Consider the following 23600-nt stretch of genomic DNA (forward strand, 5'->3'; position numbering starts at 1 on the left):
CAGTTTTAGCTAACACTATAGTTAGCTAAAAAATTACCGACATTGGCTTTAGTGATTTTAGTCAGCTTTTGTACTAATGAAAACGGTACATCATCGATAGCCGCTTTTTCTTGAATATCTTCTAACATTGCTAACCAAAGTTTGGCTGTCATTTCAGAATCGTATAACGCCCTATGGAAACTACCATTTGAGGCAATACCTTTGTAGTTAATGAGTGTTCCTAACTTATGATTAGGCGCACTTTGGTTTAGACGGCGAGACAGTAATAACGAACAAACAAATTGACCATCATAGTCTCTTGATATCCGTTTTAGTTCACTGTCTAAAAAACGTTTATCAAACGAGGCATTATGGGCAACCAGATTATACCCTTGAATAAAGTCAGCAAAGCGTGCCATAACTTCATCACATGGCGCCGCTTCATTTAACATTTTATTAGTAATGCCGGTGTAATCGGCAATAAAATGACTCACCGGTCGCCCAGGATACATCAGCTCTTGAAAGCGATCAGTGACCACTCCATTTTCAAGTTTAACGGCACCTATTTCAATGGCTCTATCACCATTATCAGGGGACAGGCCGGTAGTTTCAAAATCGAGAATTATTAGCGAATTGGCGTTCATAGGGTTCTTTACAGCTTAGTTATAGATTAGTGGTAATTATTAAAGGCTTTTAATACTTTCTAAAGTGACGAACTTTTCGCGCTACGTCTTTTTCGTAGCGCAAAGATATCATAAATAAGCTTATAAGCTACTGTCATCTATTTCTGCTTGCAGCTTTTCTAATTCAGTCAATATGTGGATAAATTTATCCCCTAACTCCGTTACTCTATATTCAACTCTAGGTGGAATTTCATTAAAGCTTTCCCGTTCAACAATACCAAACTCTATATTGCGCTTTAAACAAGCATTTAGCACCTTAGTGGTTAAACCCTCCACACTTTTCACCATTTCTCCCGGCCGACGAATATCATGCTTCAGTAAATTATAAACAGTGAGTGACCATTTACAGCCGACAATGGTTTCAACCATACGAGCAGTTTTTTCAGGTGCTGATTTTATTGAAAATTTAATTGTCTTATTATTCATAAAGATGTACCTAAAAGTGCTTACCAAACCCTATTGTGCGTACTTGGTATAGAATTGAGTAGAGGATATTATACCAAGTAGATTATTTAATTAATTGGTATTAGAGGAAAAAAATGCTCAATATGAACTTTACTGAAAAGGTATTCATTAATACTCACGAACAAACTTGGCTAGCTAGTCCACATGCGCGTGTTTGGCGTAAACCCTTAGCCAGAGAAGATGCCGAAAGAGGCCATGCCACCAGCTTAGTTAAGTTTGAGCCCGGCGCTAACTTTAATGAACACGATCATCCGCTAGGTGAAGAGATCCTTGTTTTATCCGGCAGCTTTTCTGATCATACCGGTGACTATCATGCTGGCAGCTATTTTAGAAATCCTGAGGGATTTCGTCATGCACCTTTTAGTAAAGACGGCTGTATTTTATTAGTAAAACTGCACCAATTTCAATCAGGTGATAATGAACATGTTGTCATTGATACCACAAAAACAAGCTGGTCACCGGGCATGGGCAACTTAATGGTTATGCCATTGCACAACTACCAAGGTCAATCTACGGCGCTAGTTAAGTGGCCAAAAGGTGAACGATTTCAACCGCACCGACACTTCGGCGGCGAAGAAATTTTTGTTATTAGTGGCGAGTTTATTGATGAGCATGGTCGCTACCCCGAAGGATCTTGGCTTCGTAGTCCGCATTTGAGTGAACATTTTCCTTATGTAGAGCAGGAAACAATTATCTTGGTTAAGGTGGGTCACCTGTAAGCTTAGTGACTCAACTAGAACGGTTAACCTTAATGAGTATATTAGCAATGATGATACATATGCATATTGGTATTGATCGCTAAGGTCATTGTATGAATTAATATTAAAAACCTACCATATATTTTAAAACGATCAAAAATCACCTAAAGGAATAGCTTTACATAACCGCTTCTTTTATAGAGGGTCCTTGCTGCAAAAGGGTTTTAATTATTACTAATGCATCCGTTAGTTGCACATGAGTTTTTGGCCTACTTAAACACAAACGAATAGCTGGCGATGGTATTTGTTGACCCACTCGGTAGTCATCAGCACTACGTACTAACACACCATGTTCTTTTGCTTGAGCTACAAATTCATGGCTCAACCACCCTAGCGGTAACTCTAGCCATAAATTAAAGCTGGTTTGTTGGCTATTCGGCTTCCAAGCAGCAAGATATTGCTGAGCTAGTGCTTGTCGTGCTGTCATTTCTGTTACTAACCACTGCTCTAACTCGGCCAATTCACCATTATCCATCCACTGGCACAACCAATGGATTAATATTGGCGAATTAGTCCAAGAAGAAGCCCGCAGTGATAGTCGAATTTTATTATAAATGCTATTAGGTGCTACCAAAAAACCAATGCGCATAGCACCACTAAAGCGTTTGGAAAAGCTACTTAGATAAATACATTGCTCAGGTGCCAATTCTTGCATGCTTTTTGGTTTATCTTTAGTGGCAATAAACTGCACATCATCCTCTAGAATAAAAACGTTATGCTCACAGCAAATATCGACTAGTGTTTGACGCCGCTCAATTGATAGCTGTGTTCCACAGGGGTTTTGGCTATTGGGTGTTAAGTATATCATTCGCGGTTTATGCCGCTGGCAAGCCTGTAAAACTTTGTCTGGTATGATTCCCTGCTCGTCCATGGCAATAGAGACAAGTTTAACACCTTTATTTTGCGCAGCTGCCAAGATACCAGGGAAGACTAAATCTTCTATGAGAATGATATCCCCCTCTCGACATAAAGCATTAATTGCGACACTAATGGCATGTTGGCCACCATGAGTGAACAAGAAATCACAGTCTTTTAATGCTACCGGCTCATCGGTAAGCCACCGCTGAAAACTCTTGCGATGATTAGGGTAACCAAGTTCAGGGGCATAATGCAGTAAATTACTGAGTAATTGCTCACTTTGAGCCATTGATGTCATTGCACGATTTAACATTTTTATCTGTGGACCTTCTGGTGCAAAGGCCATCTGCATATCAATTTTACCAGCAATGTCCTGCGCCATTTCATCAACGATTTCATTGATATTATTCTTTGTTCGAACGTAAGTGCCACTGCCCGTTTTGGCCGTCACCAAACCACGCCGTTCAGCCTCACTGTAGGCTCGAGAAATTGTACCTATGGTAACCTTTATTGCATCGGCTAAACGTCGCTGTGGTGGCAGCTTATCTTCAGGTTTTAATTCACCTTGATTAATGGCTTCTTCTATAGCCTGGGCTAAGGCCAAATACTTTGGCAATGCACTATCGAGTATTGGTGTCCAAATTGTCATGGTGTCAATAAAGTCCTTGAGTAATAAAAATAAATCAATATGATGACACCTGAATAATGACACCCTAACAAACAACAATTGTATGCATACAATTTAATGAATGCAAGGACTTTTATGTACGAACAACTTTTTGCCCTGATGTTACCCCTACTAATCTTCACCCTTACTGCGGCATCAACCCCCGGTCCAAATAATATGTTGCTTTCAGCCAACGGTGCACACTTTGGTTTTCGCGCCAGTATGCCCTTTGTCTTTGGCATTCGCTTAGGTATTGTATTGCTGGTGCTGCTGTTAAGCCTTGGTCTGGGTGCCATATTTGTTAACTACCCGGCAGCACAACAAGTACTTAAGGTAATTTGTATTGCTTATATGCTGTACTTGGCAATGAAAATAGCTTTTGCCTCGCCCGTTACTAAACAAGATAAAGGCGCACAACCCTTGAGTTTCTGGCATGGCGTAGTATTTCAATTTATTAACCCTAAAGCCTGGATGACAAGCCTCACTTGTCTTTCTGCTTTTACTCTAGTAGGCGAAGCATATTTCTATTCGGTATTTATGGTGATTTTTGCTTGGAGCATAACCGGCTTTATCGGTAGTTTATTTTGGATTTGTTGCGGGGTAGCAATGCAGCGACTGTTAAAAACACCTCGTCATTGGCAAGTATTTAATATCACCTTGGCATTAGCAACCTTAGCCAGCATAGCGATGATAATTGGGAATTAATATGTCAGATAATATGAAAATACAGCTTCATGATGAAGTTCAAGATAAGGTGCAAAAAAATACTCAAAAAAAAATAACCAGCCAAGAGCAAACCTTTTTAGTGAGTGATGATAAGGGCAGCCTGCAACTTAACGTTATTCATGGCTACTTAACATGTTGTTATTGGTCGAAAGGCATATCAAGGGAGTTGGTTGCAACAGCGATTAGCAACTCCATGTGTTTTGGCTTGTACCTTAATGATCGACAAATAGGTTTTGCACGGGTAATTACTGACAAAGCCGCTTTTGCATATTTAGCCGATGTTTTTGTATTGCCTGAATATGGTAATCGTGGCCTAGGCACCGCCTTGATAGACTTTATTATGCAGCATAGTGACTTGCAAGGCTTAAGACGGTTTATGTTGTGTACCCTTGATGCCCACGAACTTTATAAAAAGTTTACTTTTACTGCTGTCGACAATCCGCAATCAATGATTCAAATCAACAAACCTGGACTTTATTTAACTCAATAAATTCCTATAGTGATTTTAGTCATAAAAAAGCTCTCATGATGAGAGCTTGGTAAGTAACCTGGGATGTTAAGCTAAAATGGCCCCATCACTTGTTCTGGGCTGTGCCATAATGATTTCCAAACTTGCATGCCATGAATATAATAAACATCGTCATAATGTAATATCGCTCGGTCATCCCAAGCAGAGGCATGATTAAAAGGCCCCTCGGTATCAATGGCATTAACATTGCCAATATAATTTAATTCAGCACTACTATTACCTTGAGTTATATTGCTGATATCAAATAGGCCAAGGAAATTTTCCTGACTCCATTCGTACACTATCCCCCCCCCTTCCTGCACATAACTGGTCGTTAACCAACGCTCAAAAGGAAGCGCGATACGATATGAGTCATCTTCAGTCGCTAAAGAAGTAAAAGCATGATAATTATATTCAACTGGCGTATAAGCACCTTCAAACACTAAAGAGCGTATTTCTTTTGGCGCTGATAAATCACTGACATCAAATAAACTGACTTTTGCGCCTTGAATGAGCGGAAAGTCTTCTGCTGGCAGAGCTTGGCCGTTATTAACTTCGAATATGCCTAAACCAACGTTTTGCCCTATGCCTAATAATAGAGTGGGTGATACCGGATGTAGATAAGAAGAATAACCAGGAACCTCTAGTTGGCCCTGAATAACAGGATTCATAGGGTCAGAGAGATCAATTACATACAGTGGATCCGTTGTTAAAAATGTTACCACATAGGCTAGGTCACCAAAAAACCGGACCGATTTAATATCTTCTAGGACTATGCCGTCATTGTTTACCTTACCTATGGGTTTAGGGTTACTTGCATTCGGTAACTGAGCAACAAGAGCAAGATTATTATTATTTTGTCTAAGAATATTCAGCTTATGTTGATAACCAGAAAAGCGATCTCCTGCAGTGGTTATTACCCGTAAATCACCATTATGCTCACTAAACCTTAAGTTAGACATATGCCAGTCAAAACGGCCCGAAATAGTGCCTGATGCAACATAATCAATTGCGCTGCCATCAAGTGTAAACTTATGAATCACAGAGCTTTGTTCGCTAGCTTTGCTGTCAAAGAAAAATTGGTTTACATAGTTAGTGCTATACAAATAAACAGAGGAAGATGTAGCATAAATCCCTTGTACTTGACTATTCACACAGGCAGAGGTCAGCTGCTGCGGATTATTAATATTGATTGCCGTTAACGTTACCATGTCATCAAAGCCATCTTTATCAGTGGCATTCTCAGGAAGGTAACAGTCTTCTGCTGTTACTAACGCTCGCTCAATGCCATCTTGGTCACGATATTTAGGCAATAAGTCACTGATATTAGTATCCATAATGCGGCGGTAGTTTGCCCACTTTTCTGCTTTGCTTTCAGCATAAACTAAACCATCTACTACAGGCGAATAGCGACTAACCACATATAAGGTATCACCTACTCTGCGGCTATCAACAACAAAACCATCAAAGGTAAGTGAACCTATAGTGCTACTATTTTTTGGCTCGTTAACATTTATCAATGAAACATTAAATTGAGCTTTAGTTGGCATAATAGAGTCCGCGGCAATAGAAGTAGCATTCATATAATCGGCTTGCTCTTGATAAAGATCTGAAACAGCTACCAAGGTATTATTGTTTAGATATAAGCTGTTAATATTAGACGACGGTAAATTTAAGGGAATACTTGCTGCCTCACTGACATCACCATTATTATCTCGGAGCATCACTCTAACAGAGCTTTGAGTCTGCTCCTGTATTGAGCTTTCAAGCATATGAAAATCATATTGATTGTTAGCAATATACATATATTCGCCGTCATATTTTACTCTATCCCCTTCGGCAACTCCCTGTTGCTGAACATTCGTTTGAGAAAACCCAGTATCACCGGCACTTGCCTTATCAACCAAAGCCGAACTTTCCAATACGCCATCAACAGCATAGTTATTTTGTTCGCTACGTAAGTAGAGGCCATTTTTAATATATTGCTCAAAAGTAGTAGCTGTTTTGGTTACCCCTCTTGCCAAAGGCGTTAAACTCATCTGTAAACCATTGAGTTCTGGAACCTCCTTGATATTGTCATTGTCACTAACACAGCCCGTTAACATTGAGGTAAACGTAACCAGACTAAGCAGTAAACACAACGCTAATTCAGATCGAGTAAACATCGAGAAAAGCGCAATTTTTTTGTTAAACATTATTTCATTCTCCTTTGTTATGTTTAAATTTACTTTACCGAATGTCAGTAATAATTCCGTTGTCAGGTGCTACCAAATGTAACCTTGTGTAATCGGCAGTGACCCACTCTTGCTTCAGTGTTAACTTATAGGCAATACCATTGCTATTCACTAGAAGTCATGAAATTGAAGTATTTAATTTTCCTACTATTTATCATTAGCCCGTCAGTATATGCACAATGTTCACCTGCAGATAGCGACTGTGTGCCCGTGGGTGAGTGGCAATTCTCCATTGCTTTGGGTGCTGGTGTTATCACCAACCCGCTAAATGATGGCGATAATATCCCCTTAGTTATAGTACCCAACTTTAGTTATTATGGAGAGAAAGTATTTATAGATAACAATGCCTTAGGCTTTACATTTTACGAAAGCGATGCTTTGTCATTTAGCGCGATTAGTCAGATTAATCGAGAGAATTCATTTTTTGAGCGTTGGCACCCCAATAATATTTTCGTTAATACCCTCTCTAACAGCATAGTAAGCGAAGCTCAATTCGATGAAGCCATCGATGCCATAGAAGGTACAGGTAAGACTGAGACTGATATTATTGAAGTGGAACTCGGTCAAGTACAAGAACGAAAGTGGGCATTCGATGCAGGTTTGCAAGTGAATTGGTTTTTCTTCCAGCACAGTCATTTTCAAGTTAAGTTATTGCATAATATCAATAATATTTATAATGGCTTAAATGCTCAGCTAGCATTAGAGCAGCCATTTACTTTCAGTACGATACCCAACAACCTGCTAACCCTGACCATAGGGGCTAATTGGCAAAGCAAAGAACAAGTTGATTATTACTATGGCATTGATGAAAAAGATAATGTTGTCGATGAATTATATTATCAGGGTAAAGCAAGTTTAAGCCCTTACTTTAAGTTTATTAACCAATATGCCATTAACGAAAATTGGTCGGTGAAATTAACGCTACAAAGAGAGTGGTTAGACAGTTCTCTGACCAATAGTCCTCTGGTACATGATGATGTTATTGATACCTTTTTTATGGGGGTAGAATATGCGCTGTAATAGCTGGGCAATTTTACTCATTTTGAGCTTTGCTACATTGCCCGCTCTTGCTGCTGATGAAAATGCTGAAAATACCGGTGGTGTTGAATTTTCAATAAAACCGTTAGTGTGTATTGTTAAAAAACCAGGAGATGCCTGTAGCATGACAGCAACGGTTAGTTGGCAAGCACCAAAAGCCATCAACAGTTGCCTTTATCAAGGCATAACCAAAGTGGCCTGTTGGCTTAAGCAAAAAACGATTAAAGCTGTCATTGAAATCAACATTGAGGAAAACATGGTATATACCTTAAAAGATGATAATCACCATATTATTGCCAAGCAATTGATCACTATCAATAGCAGCCTTGCTAAAAAATATCGACGCCGTTTGCGCTCGGGCTGGAGTCTATTTTAATGTTGCATATTTTATTAGTTGAGGATGATGTGCGTCTTGCCAGCCTTATCCAGCAATTTCTACAAGCAAACAACTTTAGAGTAACTGTATTACATAGCGGTGAACAAGCACCTGCGTTTATTCTAGCCAAACAACCCGATGTAGTTATTCTTGATATTATGCTGCCCAAACTCGACGGTTTTAGTATTTGCCGACGAGTAAGGAAAAAATTTACTAAACCGATACTCTTTCTTACCGCCAAAGACAGTGATTTAGACCATGTCATCGGCTTAGAAATAGGCGCTGATGACTATATCATCAAACCTGTAGTGCCTCATGTACTGCTCGCTAGAATCAATATGGTATTAAGGCGCACACAAAACACCAAGGCGACAGAGCAAGACAGCCTTAAAATTGGCCAACTCAGTATTGATAAAAAATCCCGTCAAGTGCATTTAAATAAAGAACATATTGAGCTAACTAGCCATGAGTTTGAATTACTTTGGCTACTGGCCAATAACCCCGACGAGCCGCAAAGTCGTGATTTTATCCATCAAGAAATGATAGGCCGCGATTACGATGGTTTTGATCGCAGTGTTGATGTAAGAGTTTCGCGTTTGCGTAAAAAATTAGCTGATGATACCCAAAAGCCTTATAAAATAATGACCATTTGGGGCAAGGGGTATTTATTTTGCTCCTCTGCATGGCAATAATACCACACGGCCTAACTCGATAATATTTGGATAAAAACTCACCATGATAAAGTTATTTATCAGTTTATATTTGGCAATAGTCATAGGGTTACTCAGCATCAACTGGGGCTCTGAATTGTTATGGCAACATTTAACACTAACTGACGAAAGTGAAAATATTTCTGAAATTCAACAAGCGGTGAATATTGCCAAAGCACTGCCTGCACTGATCGGAAACGATACTGAAAAAGTGCAGCTTTTTACCCAACAATCTAGCATTGCGCTGGCAATAATTTCACTAGATGACATTGCCTGGTTAAGTGAGCAAAAATCACGCCTGCTAGAGGGTGAAGCCGTGGTTATTTATGATCATCAGCAACGTCCGCTCATTTATCTGCACGCAAATAAGAGGCAAGAAAATAATAACAGCAGCCTATATCAAATTGGGCCCCTAGAGGTCAATCACCACGCAGACAACAGCCATGAAAATACTCAATTAAAATATATTATCTTAGCTATTTCCTATCTGTTACTAGCTGCTTTTATCGCACTATGGATCCGTCCTATTTGGCTAGATTTAGTCAAGTTAAAACAAATGGCCAGTGATATTTCTTCAGGTAATCTCGCCATAAGCTGTAAGATAAATAAAAGTTCTCCAACCGCAATAGTGGTGCAAACTTTTCAAGATATGGCAAAACGTATTACCAAATTACTGCTAGAGCAAACCCAATTGGTAAATGCCGTGTCTCATGAATTAAGAACACCTATGTCCAGGCTTAGGTTTTCTTTGGCCATGTTAGATAATGCTAAGCCAGAGCAAGTCGCGGGGATTACCAGCGACTTACAAGAAATGGAAACTCTCGTCGATGAAATGCTCAATTATTCTCGTATCGAAACCCTTGAACAAGCGCATAGTAAAACCATGGTTAACATTAATGAGCTGTTAGTAAATCAAGTAGAGAAGCAAAAACGCAGTACAGATAAAACGTTAACACTTACACTGCAAGATGATCTTTATTGTTTATGTAACGGACATCTAATAGAGCGAGCCAGCCAAAACTTAATTACTAATGCGATTCGTTATGCCGATAGCCTAGTTGAAATTAGAGCGAGCATGCAAAATAATCAACTCATTATTTCAGTGAGCGATAATGGCAAAGGTATTGATAAAAAGGATCGAGAAAGTATCTTCCAAGCTTTTACCCGTTTAGATAAAAGTAGGAACAAAGAACAAGGTGGCTTTGGCCTAGGTCTCGCCATAGTTAAAAGAATTATGGACTGGCATAAAGGCCAGTGCACTATTGAAAAGTCCGACATGGGCGGAGCAAACTTTAGTTTAACCATCCCGCTAGATAAAGCGTAAACATTACGGCTATCAACCATATTTTTGCTGTTCACTCAAGGTTAACTTGGGTATGCCCAGTTATTCCCGGCAATTATGTTAAGAACAAATTGATAAATAACAGAATCTTGACTTAACCTTAGTCGTGTCTACGCTTTTATATACACCTAGTAATTTTGAGACGTCATGACAATACTTTCCCCTAACACTACCAATAAAGTTGCTAATAATATTACTGAATTAATCGGCAATACCGATTTATTACGCATCAATAGCCTGAGCAACCTAACTGGCTGTGAAATATTGTTAAAATGTGAGCAGCAAAACCCGGGAGGCTCAATTAAAGACCGAGCGGCATTACAGTTAGTGAAAGACGCCATAGAAAGTGGTTATCTAAAACCCGGCATGACCATAGTCGAGGGAACCGCTGGCAATACCGGTATTGGCTTAGCCCTTGTTGCCAAAGCCCTAGGTTTTAATATGTTAGCAGTAATGCCTAAAGGACAAGCGCTGTATGATGCGCAATTGTTTTTAGTTGATGCCTGCCCCTTTGCTGATCCTAAACATTTTTATCATACCGCCAAACAACTTGGTGAACAGCGTGGCGATTATTGGTGGGCTGATCAGTTTGAAAATACCAGTAATTGTAAAGCCCATTACCTCAATACCGGACCCGAAATTTGGCAACAAACCCAAGGCCATATTGACGCACTGGTTTCTGTCGTTGGTACTGGCGGTACTATAGCGGGTAACTCAAGGTATTTATCAGAGCAGAACCCGCAATTACAAACTTGGTTGGTTGATCCCCACGGCTCTGGTATTTATCACTATTTAAAAACCGGCCAGTATCAAGCGAACGGCAGTTCGTTTACCGAAGGCATCGGCATTATGCGTAGTGTCGAAAATTTCCGTCAGGCCAAGATAAATAAAGCCATTAGCTTACCGGATCAAGACTTGGTGACTATTTCCCGAGAGCTCAGCCAACTAGATGGTATCTTACTCGGCAGTAGCTCTGCATTAAACGTTGCCGGTGCGCTATATGCAGCAGCAAAAATGGGCCCAGGCAAAACTATTGTCACCTTTTGCTGTGACTTAGCGGAGCGCTCTTACGACAAACTTTATAATCCCGAATTCCTAAAAGAAAAGAAAATTACTGTTGATCATGAAACGCTAGCCAGCATGTTTGAACGTTATCAAGCCGAGCCAGCTAACGTGGTGATTACAGTGCGCTAATTACAGTGAGGTAAGTGAAGTAAAATAAATAACCTCAACTCGGGTTAATGAATGTTTCAATTTCACCAAGTAGTCATTTATATCAATAGGTTGCAAGAATCACTGAAGATATTACCTATTTGTATCGCTCAATTTTGATAGTTTAGTGTCTAACAAGGCGGTTTTGTGTACCAATAACTGGTTATTGGTAACAGAGCCAACGCAGGTAGGCGCTAAAATAGCTTATTGAGTAACTTTGCTTATCCCGAGCTGAGGTTAAATAACACTAATGAGCCAAAACGAGCTCATTTTGTAAAAAAGATAAACATTGGGCATTATTGCCACGAAAAATTATTCTTTCGGCCTTTAGTCCTAATTGGTATTGATACATAGGATCATAGTATTCGCTGAGCAAAGGTTTTAACCAATCAAAATGATAGTGAAGTTGACCATTTTTCTGTTGGATTAAGGCCGTACTCTGTATTGCCTTTAATTGGCCGTAACGCTCGGTGCCAAGGCGCTTTCGTACTTTGAACAGGCCTTGCTCTAAATACTGACTAAAGGCGACAAAGCCTTGTTCAACACCATATTTAGCTTGGTATTGGGCTGTCATTTTTATGATGTATTCTTGATAAATATGCTCAAGTCGATAATCTAAGCTTTCTTCAAGTACCACTAGTGGCGCTAATGCCATAGATTTTCTTAAGCTATCCGGTAAATGAATGCTGCCAATTGCCCTGCCTTCATCTTCTAAGAGCAAGGTTTGCTCTGAGTTATAGTTACCCGTGATGTATTGTTCAACTAGCTTATTTTCAAAATTTATTTGATTTGATTGTCTGGTAACGAAGCCGCCAAAACTCGAACCTCGATGACCCGCTGCCCCTTCTAAATCTAAACTGTTAACACAATGGCTTAGAAAAGGCGTTTTGCCACAGCCAGTATTGCCGGCTAAAATCATCAATGGCTGTAATGCTAATTTGTCCAGTTCGTTCAGTAAAAACTGACGAAGGGCTTTATAACCACCGGTAAGCAGTGGATAGTTAACACCCGATTCCTTTAACCAACGCTGTACCGTTTGCGAACGTAAACCGCCGCGAAAACAATATAAATAGCCTTGTGGATTTTCCCGAGCAAAGTCTTGCCATTGTGCCAGCCGACTCGATTTTGTCTGCCCTGAAACTAAGCTATTGCCTAGAGTGATGGCAGCCGCTTGGCCATTTTTTTTATAACAAAGGCCTACTTCCGCTCGTTCATCGTTATTCATCAGAGGGTAACTTATCGACTGATTAAAAGCGCCCTTTTCAAATTCAATTGGCGCCCGTACATCCATTAAAGGGATTTTATTACGAATAATAGCGCTAAAATCTGCGCTGTTGGCTCGCTCTATTGTTGAAGTATTGATGGTCATTACAACAAGCTCACGGTTGGTGAAGTTGCCGCCACTAGCTCACCAATAGGTTGTAGGTTAAGGCCATTATCTCGACATAGCGCTTCAAATTCGTCTTTGCCTTGTGGTTGAACTGCCACAAGTAAACCGCCACTGGTTTGAGGATCGCACAAAAGTATTCTTTGCTTAGCGCTTAACGGCCCAACGTGTTCACCATAACTGTCAAAATTTCGCTCACAGCCACCAGGTATACAGCCTTGGTCAATATAATCATTGACGAAGTCCATAAAGGGTACTTGCTCAAAATCGATAACAGCAGCAACATCACTGCCTTGACACATTTCCAATAGATGTCCTAAAAGTGCAAAGCCAGTCACATCAGTCATAGCCGTAACAACATCCAGTGCTGCAAACTTCTGTCCAATAGTATTTAAGGTTTTCATCACTTGTGGTGCTAGTTGTGTGTGTTCAGGTAACAGTTTCCCTTGTTTTTCAGCCGTGGTCATAATGCCAATACCTAACGGCTTAGTTAAATACAAAAGATCGCCAACCCCTGCGGTATTGTTGCGCTTAATCTGCGCATTATTGATCAGACCAGTAACGGCTAAGCCAAAAATTGGCTCAGGCGCATCAATGGAATGGCCGCCCGCTAACGGGATCCCCGCCTCAGCACAGATCATTCTTGCTCCATCAAGCACTTGTTGGGCTATTTCTGGCGCTAAAAGTTTTACTGGCCAGCCCAAAATAGCTATCGCCATTAGCGGCTTTCCGCCCATGGCATAAATATCGCTAATGGCATTACAGGCGGCAATTTTACCAAAGTCAGTAGGATCATCGACAATGGGCATAAAAAAATCAGTGGTTGAGATCACGGCTTGATCATTACCAATATCAAAAACAGCCGCGTCATCTTTGGTGCTATTACCCACTAAAAGTGCGTTATTCTCGGGTAAAGCCAGTGATGACTTTAGCATCACATCAAGTACCGACGGCGAAATTTTACAGCCACAGCCTGCGCCGTGTGAGTATTGGGTCAAACGAATTTTTGTCATGATAATTGGTATAATGAAGAAGCAGGAGACTAATTTACAGTAATAACTGCGCTGTTACACCTGTGGATTAATATTTATCTCAGTTGCTATTCAATGTGCTGGGCTGCAGTGGCAATTAAAATTGCTCAAGTTATCATGGGTGGCCTAATAAGTTCTAGGCGCAGAAGTATATGCCAGAAGGCAGCAGCGGTATTTTAAGTTTTGGCATTAAAGGTGGCGAACAAGCAGGCGCTAAATTTATTGATGCACTACAGCTTATCGTGCGTCTTGTTAATATTGGTGATGCTAAGTCACTCGCTTGTCATCCAGCTTCAACAACACATAGGCAATTAAACGCAGAAGAATTGCCTATGGCTGGCGTGAGTAAGGAAATGGTGCGTTTATCTATTGGTATTGAACATATTGAAGATATTCTTGCCGACGTTGAGCAGGCATTAGCACTGAGCCAAAAGTAACTTTTCTTTTTATAGGGACTAAGCACTGACATAACTTTAGTTGCTTAAACAATTAAACCCTCCATTAGTGATTTAATGGCGGGTTTTAATTTATCTAAATTGAGTTAGTTAAATTTAGTTGAATTTAGATAGGCTCAATTTAGGCCGATTTAATTAAACTAAGCTGGTTAACATCTCATCAGAATAACTCACTAATGGCTGCTTATTGCGGATTTTAGCGACATAATCAGGGTTAGCAATGAAAGGTCGACCAATAGCAATAAGGTCAAACTTATTATCTTCGATTGCCTCACTTGCCGTTTCTGCGGTGTAACTACCCACACCCACTAAAGTTTTACTGTAGTTCGCTCGAACATAACTTGAGGCTTTACCGCCTAAATAATCAAATTCCATACTATCGTCAAATATACCAATATGTAAAAAGGCTAAATCACGCTTTTCTAACTCTGGTAATAGTAGATCAAATACTTGGCGATCTCGTTTGTCACCAGCCATATTAAAGTAGGCTCCTGGTGATACTCTTAACGCAGTTCTATCATTGCCTATTTTTGAGATAATGCCGTCAACCACCTCTAAAGCAAAGCGGATCATATTTTCACTGCTACCGCCGTACTCATCACTGCGTTGATTACTATCATGATGTAAAAATTGGTCAATAAGGTAACCATTAGCGCCATGAATCTCAACACCATCAAAACCTGCTTTAATCGCATTTTCGGCAGCTAAAGCATAATCACTCACTAGTGAGTTTATTTCATCAATGCTTACGGCTTTAGGGGTTTTATAGGTTAGTTCGCGCATTCTAGGTACACTGCCCTCAACACCAATGGCAGATGGTGCTAATACTGCCGCGTCATCGTTGCCCTTGCCGTAAAAATACGGATGTGCAACTCGACCGGTATGCCAAAGCTGGGCAAATATTTTCCCACCATTTTTGTGCACTGCCGAAGTAACTGCTTGCCAGCCGTCAATTTGAGCTTGGGTAAATAAGCCCGGTGTATTTGGGTAACCTTGACCGTCAGGGCGGATAATTACCGCTTCTGAAATGATTAACCCTGACTCAGCTCTGCGAGCGTAATACTCTGCCATTGCTTGAGTGGGTACTAAATTATCATCAGCCATACACCGTGTTAATGGCGCCATTAATATTTTATTGTTTAAACTAATGCTGTTATTTAACACGTAAGGTTTGAATAAATTTTCGGTCATGATTGTGTCTCTATCTTGAATGTACATTCAAGATATCGTTATTTGAACGAACATTCAACTACTATTTTGAATGCTTGTTCAAAATTAGGTATAATCATGGCATCTACTAAAATGATGACGATAAATTAATGCGTAATGCTGAGTTTGATAGAGAAGAAGTATTAAGAGCTGCTATGAAAGCTTTTATGCATAAGGGTTATGCTAATACCAGTATGCAAGAGCTTAAAAAAGCCACGGGTTTACACCCTGGCTCTATTTACTGTGCTTTTGAAAACAAGCGAGGTTTATTACTTGCTGCCCTTGAGCAATATCGTTTAGACAGAGCTACCGAATTTGAGCAGTTCTTTGCTAACTCGCATTTAACCCTTGATAATTTAAAGTCATATTTAACTAATGTGGTCGTTGAATGTATTAGTTGCGATAGTGCTCAGGCTTGTTTATTAACCAAGGCATTGAATGAAATCGCTGAACAAGACAGTGAAATTCAACAAGTGATTAGCGATAATCTATCTGTTTTACAGCAAGCTCTAGCAGAAAAATTTGAGCAAGCTAAAGCAGAAAAAAGTATTAACGCTGACAAAGATTGCGACCATCTAGCACGGTACTTTTTAATGGGTATATATGGCTTAAGAACTTTTGCCCATACTCACCCCGAGGCAAAAGTATTAGAGCAACTTGCTGAGCAGCTTTATCATGATGTTTCTCAGTAGTTTTACTTATACAAAATTTTAATCACTCTAGCTTCCCAACAGGTTTTTTAATTAATGAATAATATAGTTTTCATCAGTGGCTCTGAATCAGCAACTAAGTCTCAATGGCTAGCAGAGATCCAAAAGCAACTTATCAATGAAACAATACGTTTACCTGAAGAAATTAGTGACTCTCAAGCTAAGCATATAGATATTGCCATTGTTGCCAATCCAGATCCAAGCGACTTGGCCAGATTCCCTAATTTAGTCTGGATACAAAGCTTATGGGCTGGTGTCGAACGCTTAGTTGGTGACGTTATTGATAAGCCGGTAAAGCTAGTTAAATTAAACGATCCACAACTAGCAAAGACTATGGCTGAATCTGTACTTGCCTGGACCTTATATTTGCAACGAAACATGCCTGAATATGCGCAACAGCAAGTCAACAAACAGTGGCGACAGTTGCCGTGTATAACCTCCGCAGAACTTAGGGTAAGTGTATTAGGAGCTGGTGCACTCGGCATCACGGCTTTAAATACCCTAAAAAAACTAGATTACCAAGTGAGTTGTTGGAGCAGAACAGCAAAGCAGTTTGATGGTATTAAAAATTACCTAGGCTCTGCTGGTTTACATACAATGCTAAGCAAAACAGATATTTTAATAAACCTGTTACCACTCACTCCAGAGACTTATCATCTGCTTGGCAAGGAATTGTTAAGTAATCTTCCTAAGGGTGCCAAGCTAATAAACTTCTCACGAGGAGCTGTTATCGATACCAAAGCATTATTGAACTTATTAGAAAATGGCCACATAGCTCATGCCGTACTCGATGTCTTTGAGCATGAACCTTTAGCGCCGACCGATGCCATTTGGACTAACCCTAACATCACAGTGTTACCGCATATATCCGCACCAACCAATATGCTCTCGGCAGCAAAGGTTATTGCTAAGAATATATTAATGTATCGTGAAAATAACGTCATCCCCAATTATGTCGATGTTAAACAAGGGTATTAGAATCACACTATCTAAAGCTAAATTATAAGATTAATCAGGGCATCCATTACCAAACAGCTTCAATAAATACATTATCACCTAAATTGAGCAATGGTGGTGTACATCATGTATTATCGTAATTTAAACACAAAAAAGCCCCGACCATTTCTGATCAGGGCTTTCTATGTATGGTACCGCAAGACGGACTTGAACCGTCACTTCTTTCGAAATCGGATTTTGAATCCGACGTGTCTACCAATTCCACCACTGCGGCATAAACTTTTAGTTAGCTGATAAATCAACTCCCTGGAAATTTATTCAGTAAAGGCTATAAAGCTTTTACGAACTTTAGCTATGCGCTAAAGAGGTGGCATTATACGAAACTAAATTAACTAAGCAACAAGTTTTTCATCGCGGTTATGTTAACTGGTGTTTATTTATGCTATTCCAGCAGCAAGACACCATTCTCAGCTCATTATGGTCCCTGCCAATAGTTATTTAAGAAAGTAATTAATCGGGCACTCTAAGATTAAAGTCTTTTATTAGGACTTCTTTACCATTTATCTGTATCGCTACTTGGTGTTTGCCCGAATAATACTTACGTGTAGTAATAGCTTTCATCTTATGTTGCTTCGTTAGCTCAATACTTGCTTTGCTTTTTAAGGTCAGCTCTTTCAACTTAAAGACTTTTGCTGATAACTGTCCATTCGCTTTCATATGATAAATGACAAAATCGATAGCAAGCTTTTGATTACTCATTGATGTGGATGTTAACTGCACAGTAAACGTTAACGTATCACCGAGTGTTAATTGACTATTTACTAAGGATAAATCTTCGGCCAAAAGTTTTGGGCTTTTGGTAAAGCCCAACAGTGGAAATACCTGAGGATGCCCTGATTTAATTAAACTACGACAAGCGTGTTTAATAACCCATTGAGTATTACTTGAAGCGCCTTTTTGCCAGCGCTTACATATTTCAATAACAATGTCGGGATTGTCTTTCGCTATATCATTTAAGTGATTTGCCACTGAGCGGCGTACATATTCACTTTCATCATCTTTAAGTTGCTCTAATAAAGCTAAATTTGGTTTTGGGTCTTGGCAAAATGCCTGCAACCTAATTCCCCAAGGCAAACGTGGCCTTGTGCCTTCAGAAGTTAGCCGTCTTACATGGTAGTCTTCATCCGTTACCCATTGGCTTAAATATTTAGCCGATAATTCAGGATATTTTTCAATAAAAGGTCGAATGGCAAACTCAGCTGAAAATAAACTGGTTAAATACCGTAGACAATCAAAAGCTAAATCTGGATTATCTATGCCATATTTAGCAACAAAATCAGTGACTGGCCAAGCAGCAAATGATCGTAATGGATCTTCGGGGTTACCATAATCCCAATGAGGTTTTAGCTGGATAAAAATTTCATGACAAACGGAAAATTCTTGCGGTAAATACTTAGCTAAGACCTCAATAAAGTGGTTAACTCTCTGCTTAAGTTCAAGTGATGCTAGACCAATATCAATTTGTTGTAAAAATTGTTCAACTGCAAAGTTAGGGTAAACCTGACTAATCGCCGTCGAAATTCGCTCTGCCGCGGCGAGATTTAATCCATCTTTCATTAACATGTAATACCAATTTCATTAAATTATTGCTCACTTGTGCAGGTTAAAATACACCATGTCTGCGTTGCTCTCAATCCCAATAGCCAGCTATTGCTCAATCGAGCGCCTTGCCCTGATATATTTTTCCTATCCACAACAAGATCACAAACTTAATGAAACTGGTATAACTACCTTGTTTTCCCTAAGAAGAGAATACTTATTTTTATAAGTTGCGTTATTAATTACAAAATACTATCACTGACATTCACACTTTAAACTTGATGGGCATTTAAAAAAATATCAACAGCCTTGGCCACCTGATGGCTGATTTCTTCATCACTGGCTTTTTTATTCGGTAACAATAAGCTTCTGGTATGTAATGGACCTTTTGCCATTTCAATTAGCATTTGTGCACTAAAGTGACAATTATCAATTTTTAAGATTTTTTGCTCTTTCAGCCATTCTAAGTAATCTGCTAAGGGTAGGATGCCAGTCATAGGTCCTTTTTGATAAATCATTTCGCCCAGTTCCGGAAATTTCACGACTTGCTGCACCACTAAACGAAACAGTGACATCAACTCTGGTGATAACATGCCTTTAACAAACTTAAAACATACTTGGTTAAGCGCTGCTTTGGCTTCAATATCACGATTAATCGAAGTTAGAATTTCCGATTGCTCTTTCACTTGCCTTTGAATAACGGCCATCAACAAGCCCTGCTTATTACCAAACTCATTATAGATAGAGCGTCTTGAACCACCTGCCTCGCTAATGATCATTGCTAAAGACGTTTCATCAAAGCCTTGATGATAAAAAAGATGTTGTGCTGCATCTAATATCAACAGACCTCTTGCGCTGAGTTTGGTAATTTCTATAGTGCTGTCTTTAACCATCTTGGGGTGCCGTAATTGTAACTATACCCAAACAACCTCAAGATGCGGGATTCAGCTGGAATTAGAAACGTATTTAGGCAAGGCATTGATTGAAGAGAATGGTTACTCAGGAGTAATAAGCTCCTGCATTCTCTAAGAAGCAACATCCATGTAGCGTCCTTTTCGAATATCAATAACGACGAATAAAACGTTTCTAAACCAGCCCTACGGGGACGAATGAGCAAATCATATTCATTGTTGCGTAAGTAATTAAGGGAATGACCATTAATAAAATACGCGCCTTGAGTATGAATCGCTCAGCCGTCCTGAAACGAGCATCTTGAAGTAGCTTGGGTATATATTGTTGACTTTGGTACTGTATAGTACCAAACTATCCGGTACTAGGCAGTACCAATTGTACAGCTTAGTAAAAATGAACTTTACTCATAGGGACATCCCTGCACTTTTGTCAAGCCAAAAGTAACCAAAGGAACAAGCATGCGCGCGCTCTCATTTATACTAATGACTCTATTACTCGTTGGTTGTAATAAACCAGCAAAAGACATAATCGAACCAATTCGTCCGATAAAGTGGACACAAGTTAGTCTTTCATCACTTGAACAAATACGGGTATTATCGGGTATTGTAGCTCCCGTTGAAGCGACAAAACTCAGCTTTGAAGTCAGCGGTAAAATTGAACAGATTAATGTTAACTTGGGTGCGCATGTCCGCAAAGATCAACCATTAGCCCTATTGTATAAACGTAGTTTTAATCTAGAACTGCAATCCGCTAAGGCAAAGTATCAACAGTCTAAGGCGAGTTTAGCTGATGCTAAAAACACTTATGCTCGTTATCAAGCCTTGCTAAAACAAGGTGTTGTTTCGCAATCAGGTTTTGACAATGCCAAAGCAAGTTATGATTCTAACAGTAGTGCTGTTGCGGTTGCACAGGCGCAATTAGATATTGCCAATAAAAACCTGCAGGACAGTATTTTACGTGCTCCCTATGATGGCATTATTACTCGGCGATTATTTGAGCCGTCTCAGCAGATTACTTCCGGACAGTCTGTCTTTGAAATCGAAGGTAAACATGGCTTAGAAATTCAGATTATGGTGCCTGAAACCTTAATTCAAGAATTAACCCAAAACGCTATTTTACCGATAATGTTCCCAGTATTACCTAAGATAAAAATGAATGGTCGTATCACCGAAATAGGTACTAGAGCAGAGTCTGCCAATGCCTTTCCGGTAACTGTAGTTTTGCAAGGTGATAACCCATTATTACGCGCAGGCATGACCGCGGAAGTAGAATTTATGTTTGAGGGCGTAGGTAGAACAGGACATAAAGGCCCTTCTATCAAGGTACCTCTTACAGCGATTAGCGCAGGACTAGAACAGAAAGCTTATGTATTTGTCTATAACAGCGATGAAAAAGTAGTTCAGCGCAGAGAAATAAAAACAGAAAACATCTTAAACAACCAAGTATATATATCTTCTGGATTACAGCCGGGTGAAATAATCGCTACAGCTGGGGTTGCCTTCCTTAGAGATGGCCAACAAGTTAGTTTGCTAGATACTAAAATCAAGCGATTTAACTAAGCCGAGCCTAAGGAAGAATAATGAATTTAACTAAAATCGCCTTTAAGTATCGTAAAAGTGTTTTTTTACTACTGGGTGTCATGTTGATCAATGGTGTTTTTGCCTACTTCACCTTGCCTGCGCAAGAAGACCCAACTATCACCATACGTGAAGCTATTATCAGCACATCTTTTCCTGGTATGTCGCCAGACAGAGTTGAGCAACTTATCACCAAAAAGTTGGAAGAGGAAATACGAAAAATTCCCGAAGTGGAGGAAATTAAATCAACCTCCACTATCGGTTTATCCATTGTCCATGTAAAAGTTTATGATCGTTATTTCAACCTTGACGATATATGGCAAAACGTACGTAATAAAACCACGGCAGCACATCAAAAAATGCCATCGGGTACACGTACTCCTCATGTAAATGACGAATTTGGTGATGTTTCAGTGATCACCCTAGCCTTAACCGCCGACGGTTTTGGTATGGGTGAAATGTATGATATTGCCCAACATATACGCGACAGTTTATATGGTGTGGAAGGCACTAAAAAAATTGAAATACTCGGCCGTCAAGAAGAACGAATTTTTCTCGAAGTATCTAATGCCAAATTAGCACAACTGGGCATATCGCCAGAGGCGTTAATATCGGAGCTGCAAAATCAAAACATTATTAGCTCTGGTGGTCAAATAGACACCGGAGCCATCAGTTTTATTGTTGAGCCTTCAGGTAACTTTAATAGCACCTTAGATATTGCCAATACTTATATTAACATCCCCAATAGCGAAAATTTTATCGCCTTAAAAGATGTGGTAACCCTACGTAGAGACTATCTTGACCCGCCTGACAAACTTGCTTACTTTAATGGCCAACCGGCAATATTTTTTGCCATATCTATGTTGCCCGAATATAACTTATTGGAATTTGCCCCACGGGTGATGGAAAAATCAGATGAGGTAGCCAGCACTTTACCGGTTGGTTATACAATAAATGTTGCCACCTACCAAGCGGCACAAGTAGAGAAAACCATTAGAGGTGTCTCGGTAAATGTATTACAAACACTGGCGATTGTACTGGTGGTGGTGATTTTATTTTTAGGTCTGCGAGTTGGTCTTATTGTTGGCGCTATTGTGCCTTTTGTTATGCTTACCACACTCACCATAATGCATTTTGCCGATATGAAATTAGAGCGGATGAGTTTAGCGACCTTGATTATTTCATTAGGCTTGTTAGTAGATAACGGCATTGTTATCGCCGAAGATTTTAAGCGCCGTATAGAAAAAGGCATTGCCCGCTATGATGCTATGTTACAAGGCAGTCAAGAATTAGCCATTCCCCTACTTAGCTCATCTATTACCACTATTTTATTTTTCTTACCGCTGATGCTGGCTGAACATGTTGCTGGTGAATATACCCGCTCTATTTCTTTGGTGATATTAATTACCTTATTAACTAGTTGGATATTGGCCTTATGTGTCACGCCATTATTGTGTTACTTCTTCATTACTCCCGCAAAGCAAGCAGGTTCAAAAGCTTTAGTGACAAATAATGAAGATGTTAGTGTCGGTAGATTTTATGCCTACTACGAGGTGTTTTTGCATTGGTTATTAACACATAAAGCGCTATTTATCGGCGCTATGCTGATGCTATTTGTTGCCTCGATAGTTGCAATGGGTTCGGTCGCTAAACAGTTTTTTCCGGACTCTGATCGCACACAAATTATTATCAATATTGACTTGCCTAATGGCACCTCATCAAAAGAAACTAACCGCCAGATGAAAGAGATATTCTCATGGCTAGATAACAAAACACGTTTTGATTTTATCGACAGTTACTCTGGTTATGTCGGTTTTAGTGGCCCACGTTTTGTTATGTCATTGGCGCCAGAAGATCCTGCGCAGAATAAAGGTTTTATTGTTCTTAATGTAAAGGATGAAACCGATATTTCCGCTAAGGTACTTATGTTAGACCGTGATATAGAACATGACTTCCCTAATGTATCAGCTCGGGTAAGTAAGATGTTTTTAGGGCCATCAGATTCCAATACTATTAAAATACAAGTAAAGGGCCCAGACAAAAATATTATCTATAAGAAGGCACAGCAGATCATGGATGTACTGCATGACACGCCAAACACCTTAGATATTAGAACCGACTGGGAAAACCTGATTGTTAAAATTGACGTGCAAATTGATCAACTCAGAGCAAAGCGCTCAGGACTAACTTCTTCTGAAATAGCGCAA

21 protein-coding genes, 1 tRNA gene and 1 pseudogene are annotated in these 23600 nt (G+C 39.7%); 13 read left to right on the top strand and 10 right to left on the bottom strand.

The annotated features are described in order from the left end of the window. Positions 1-5 precede the first annotated feature (5 nt). Positions 6-623, bottom strand: coding sequence for a PolC-type DNA polymerase III (locus HRT50_RS05945; protein ID WP_291612322.1), 618 nt, complete (start codon positions 621-623; stop codon positions 6-8). Positions 624-743: 120 nt separating this feature from the next. Continuing rightward, complete coding sequence (locus tag HRT50_RS05950; RefSeq protein ID WP_291612324.1) at positions 744-1088, bottom strand: helix-turn-helix domain-containing protein; 345 nt, start codon at positions 1086-1088, stop codon at positions 744-746. 113 nt (positions 1089-1201) lie between these two features. On the opposite strand from HRT50_RS05950, the gene HRT50_RS05955 reads away from it, so the two are divergent. After that, on the top strand, positions 1202-1846 hold the full coding sequence (locus HRT50_RS05955; RefSeq protein ID WP_291612327.1) for a cupin domain-containing protein: 645 nt from the start codon (positions 1202-1204) through the stop codon (positions 1844-1846). 157 nt (positions 1847-2003) lie between these two features. Here the strand turns inward: HRT50_RS05955 and HRT50_RS05960 are convergent, their stop codons facing one another. Continuing rightward, positions 2004-3392 carry a PLP-dependent aminotransferase family protein gene (locus tag HRT50_RS05960; RefSeq protein WP_291612329.1) on the bottom strand — a complete coding sequence of 463 codons (1389 nt, stop codon included), beginning with the start codon at positions 3390-3392 and terminating at the stop codon, positions 2004-2006. A gap of 114 nt (positions 3393-3506) precedes the next feature. Here HRT50_RS05960 and HRT50_RS05965 point away from each other — a divergent pair, with 114 nt between their 5' ends. Further along, positions 3507-4115, top strand: a complete 609-nt coding sequence (locus tag HRT50_RS05965) for a LysE family translocator (protein WP_291612331.1) — start codon at positions 3507-3509, stop codon at positions 4113-4115. 1 nt (position 4116) lies between these two features. Then, the gene (locus HRT50_RS05970) at positions 4117-4626 is read left to right on the top strand and encodes a GNAT family N-acetyltransferase (RefSeq protein WP_291612333.1); all 510 of its coding nucleotides are present in this window, start codon (positions 4117-4119) and stop codon (positions 4624-4626) included. A 71-nt stretch (positions 4627-4697) separates the two neighbouring features. Here the strand turns inward: HRT50_RS05970 and HRT50_RS05975 are convergent, their stop codons facing one another. Further along, positions 4698-6839, bottom strand: a complete 2142-nt coding sequence (locus HRT50_RS05975) for a beta-propeller domain-containing protein (RefSeq protein WP_291612335.1) — start codon at positions 6837-6839, stop codon at positions 4698-4700. Positions 6840-7004: 165 nt separating this feature from the next. Here HRT50_RS05975 and HRT50_RS05980 point away from each other — a divergent pair, with 165 nt between their 5' ends. The 5 genes from HRT50_RS05980 (at position 7005) to HRT50_RS06000 (ending at position 11538) form a co-directional block, all read left to right on the top strand. Further along, complete coding sequence (locus tag HRT50_RS05980) at positions 7005-7898, top strand: MipA/OmpV family protein (RefSeq protein WP_291612338.1); 894 nt, start codon at positions 7005-7007, stop codon at positions 7896-7898. Further along, positions 7888-8292, top strand: coding sequence for a DUF3019 domain-containing protein (locus tag HRT50_RS05985; RefSeq protein ID WP_291612340.1), 405 nt, complete (start codon positions 7888-7890; stop codon positions 8290-8292). Before HRT50_RS05980 ends, HRT50_RS05985 begins: the two co-directional genes overlap by 11 nt. Next, on the top strand, positions 8292-8984 hold the full coding sequence (locus tag HRT50_RS05990; protein ID WP_291612342.1) for a response regulator transcription factor: 693 nt from the start codon (positions 8292-8294) through the stop codon (positions 8982-8984). The genes HRT50_RS05985 and HRT50_RS05990 overlap by 1 nt, the downstream gene beginning before the upstream one ends. Positions 8985-9027: 43 nt before the next feature. After that, entirely contained in the window at positions 9028-10326 is a 1299-nt protein-coding gene (locus HRT50_RS05995; RefSeq protein ID WP_291612344.1) for an ATP-binding protein, read from the top strand. 165 nt (positions 10327-10491) lie between these two features. Beyond that, positions 10492-11538, top strand: coding sequence for a cysteine synthase A (locus HRT50_RS06000; protein ID WP_291612346.1), 1047 nt, complete (start codon positions 10492-10494; stop codon positions 11536-11538). A gap of 265 nt (positions 11539-11803) precedes the next feature. Here the strand turns inward: HRT50_RS06000 and mnmH are convergent, their stop codons facing one another. Next, positions 11804-12925: a tRNA 2-selenouridine(34) synthase MnmH gene (gene mnmH, locus HRT50_RS06005; protein ID WP_291612348.1), complete on the bottom strand. Its 1122-nt coding sequence runs from the start codon at positions 12923-12925 to the stop codon at positions 11804-11806. Further along, positions 12925-13959 (bottom strand): selenide, water dikinase SelD, encoded by a 1035-nt coding sequence (selD, locus tag HRT50_RS06010; RefSeq protein ID WP_291612364.1) that lies wholly within the window; start codon positions 13957-13959, stop codon positions 12925-12927. Before selD ends, mnmH begins: the two co-directional genes overlap by 1 nt. A 179-nt stretch (positions 13960-14138) precedes the next feature. Here selD and HRT50_RS06015 point away from each other — a divergent pair. Beyond that, a pseudogene (locus HRT50_RS06015) lies at positions 14139-14411 on the top strand (PLP-dependent transferase); the annotation flags it as partial. A gap of 153 nt (positions 14412-14564) precedes the next feature. Here HRT50_RS06015 and HRT50_RS06020 read toward each other — a convergent pair. After that, positions 14565-15620, bottom strand: coding sequence for an alkene reductase (locus tag HRT50_RS06020; RefSeq protein ID WP_291612350.1), 1056 nt, complete (start codon positions 15618-15620; stop codon positions 14565-14567). Between the two features lie 128 nt (positions 15621-15748). On the opposite strand from HRT50_RS06020, the gene HRT50_RS06025 reads away from it, so the two are divergent. Together HRT50_RS06025 and HRT50_RS06030 are read left to right on the top strand one after the other, a co-directional pair. After that, on the top strand, positions 15749-16330 hold the full coding sequence (locus tag HRT50_RS06025) for a TetR/AcrR family transcriptional regulator (protein ID WP_291612352.1): 582 nt from the start codon (positions 15749-15751) through the stop codon (positions 16328-16330). 54 nt (positions 16331-16384) lie between these two features. Then, positions 16385-17326, top strand: coding sequence for a glyoxylate/hydroxypyruvate reductase A (locus tag HRT50_RS06030; protein ID WP_291612354.1), 942 nt, complete (start codon positions 16385-16387; stop codon positions 17324-17326). A gap of 168 nt (positions 17327-17494) precedes the next feature. Here the strand turns inward: HRT50_RS06030 and HRT50_RS06035 are convergent. The 3 genes from HRT50_RS06035 to HRT50_RS06045 all read right to left on the bottom strand — a co-directional run bounded on the left by HRT50_RS06035 (position 17495) and on the right by HRT50_RS06045 (position 19797). Next, a tRNA-Leu gene (locus tag HRT50_RS06035) sits at positions 17495-17579 on the bottom strand. Positions 17580-17815: 236 nt separating this feature from the next. Further along, positions 17816-18922, bottom strand: coding sequence for a DNA alkylation repair protein (locus tag HRT50_RS06040; RefSeq protein ID WP_291612356.1), 1107 nt, complete (start codon positions 18920-18922; stop codon positions 17816-17818). Positions 18923-19176: 254 nt separating this feature from the next. Further along, positions 19177-19797 (bottom strand): TetR/AcrR family transcriptional regulator, encoded by a 621-nt coding sequence (locus HRT50_RS06045; protein WP_291612358.1) that lies wholly within the window; start codon positions 19795-19797, stop codon positions 19177-19179. Between the two features lie 477 nt (positions 19798-20274). Between HRT50_RS06045 and HRT50_RS06050 the strand changes: the two genes are divergently transcribed. Both HRT50_RS06050 and HRT50_RS06055 read left to right on the top strand, forming a co-directional pair. Next, entirely contained in the window at positions 20275-21375 is a 1101-nt protein-coding gene (locus HRT50_RS06050; protein ID WP_291612360.1) for an efflux RND transporter periplasmic adaptor subunit, read from the top strand. A 20-nt stretch (positions 21376-21395) separates the two neighbouring features. Next, a partial coding sequence (locus HRT50_RS06055; protein ID WP_291612362.1) for an efflux RND transporter permease subunit occupies positions 21396-23600 on the top strand: 2205 nt, incomplete at its 3' end.

This window comes from Colwellia sp. (assembly GCF_013215345.1).
GTDB lineage: Bacteria > Pseudomonadota > Gammaproteobacteria > Enterobacterales > Alteromonadaceae > Colwellia.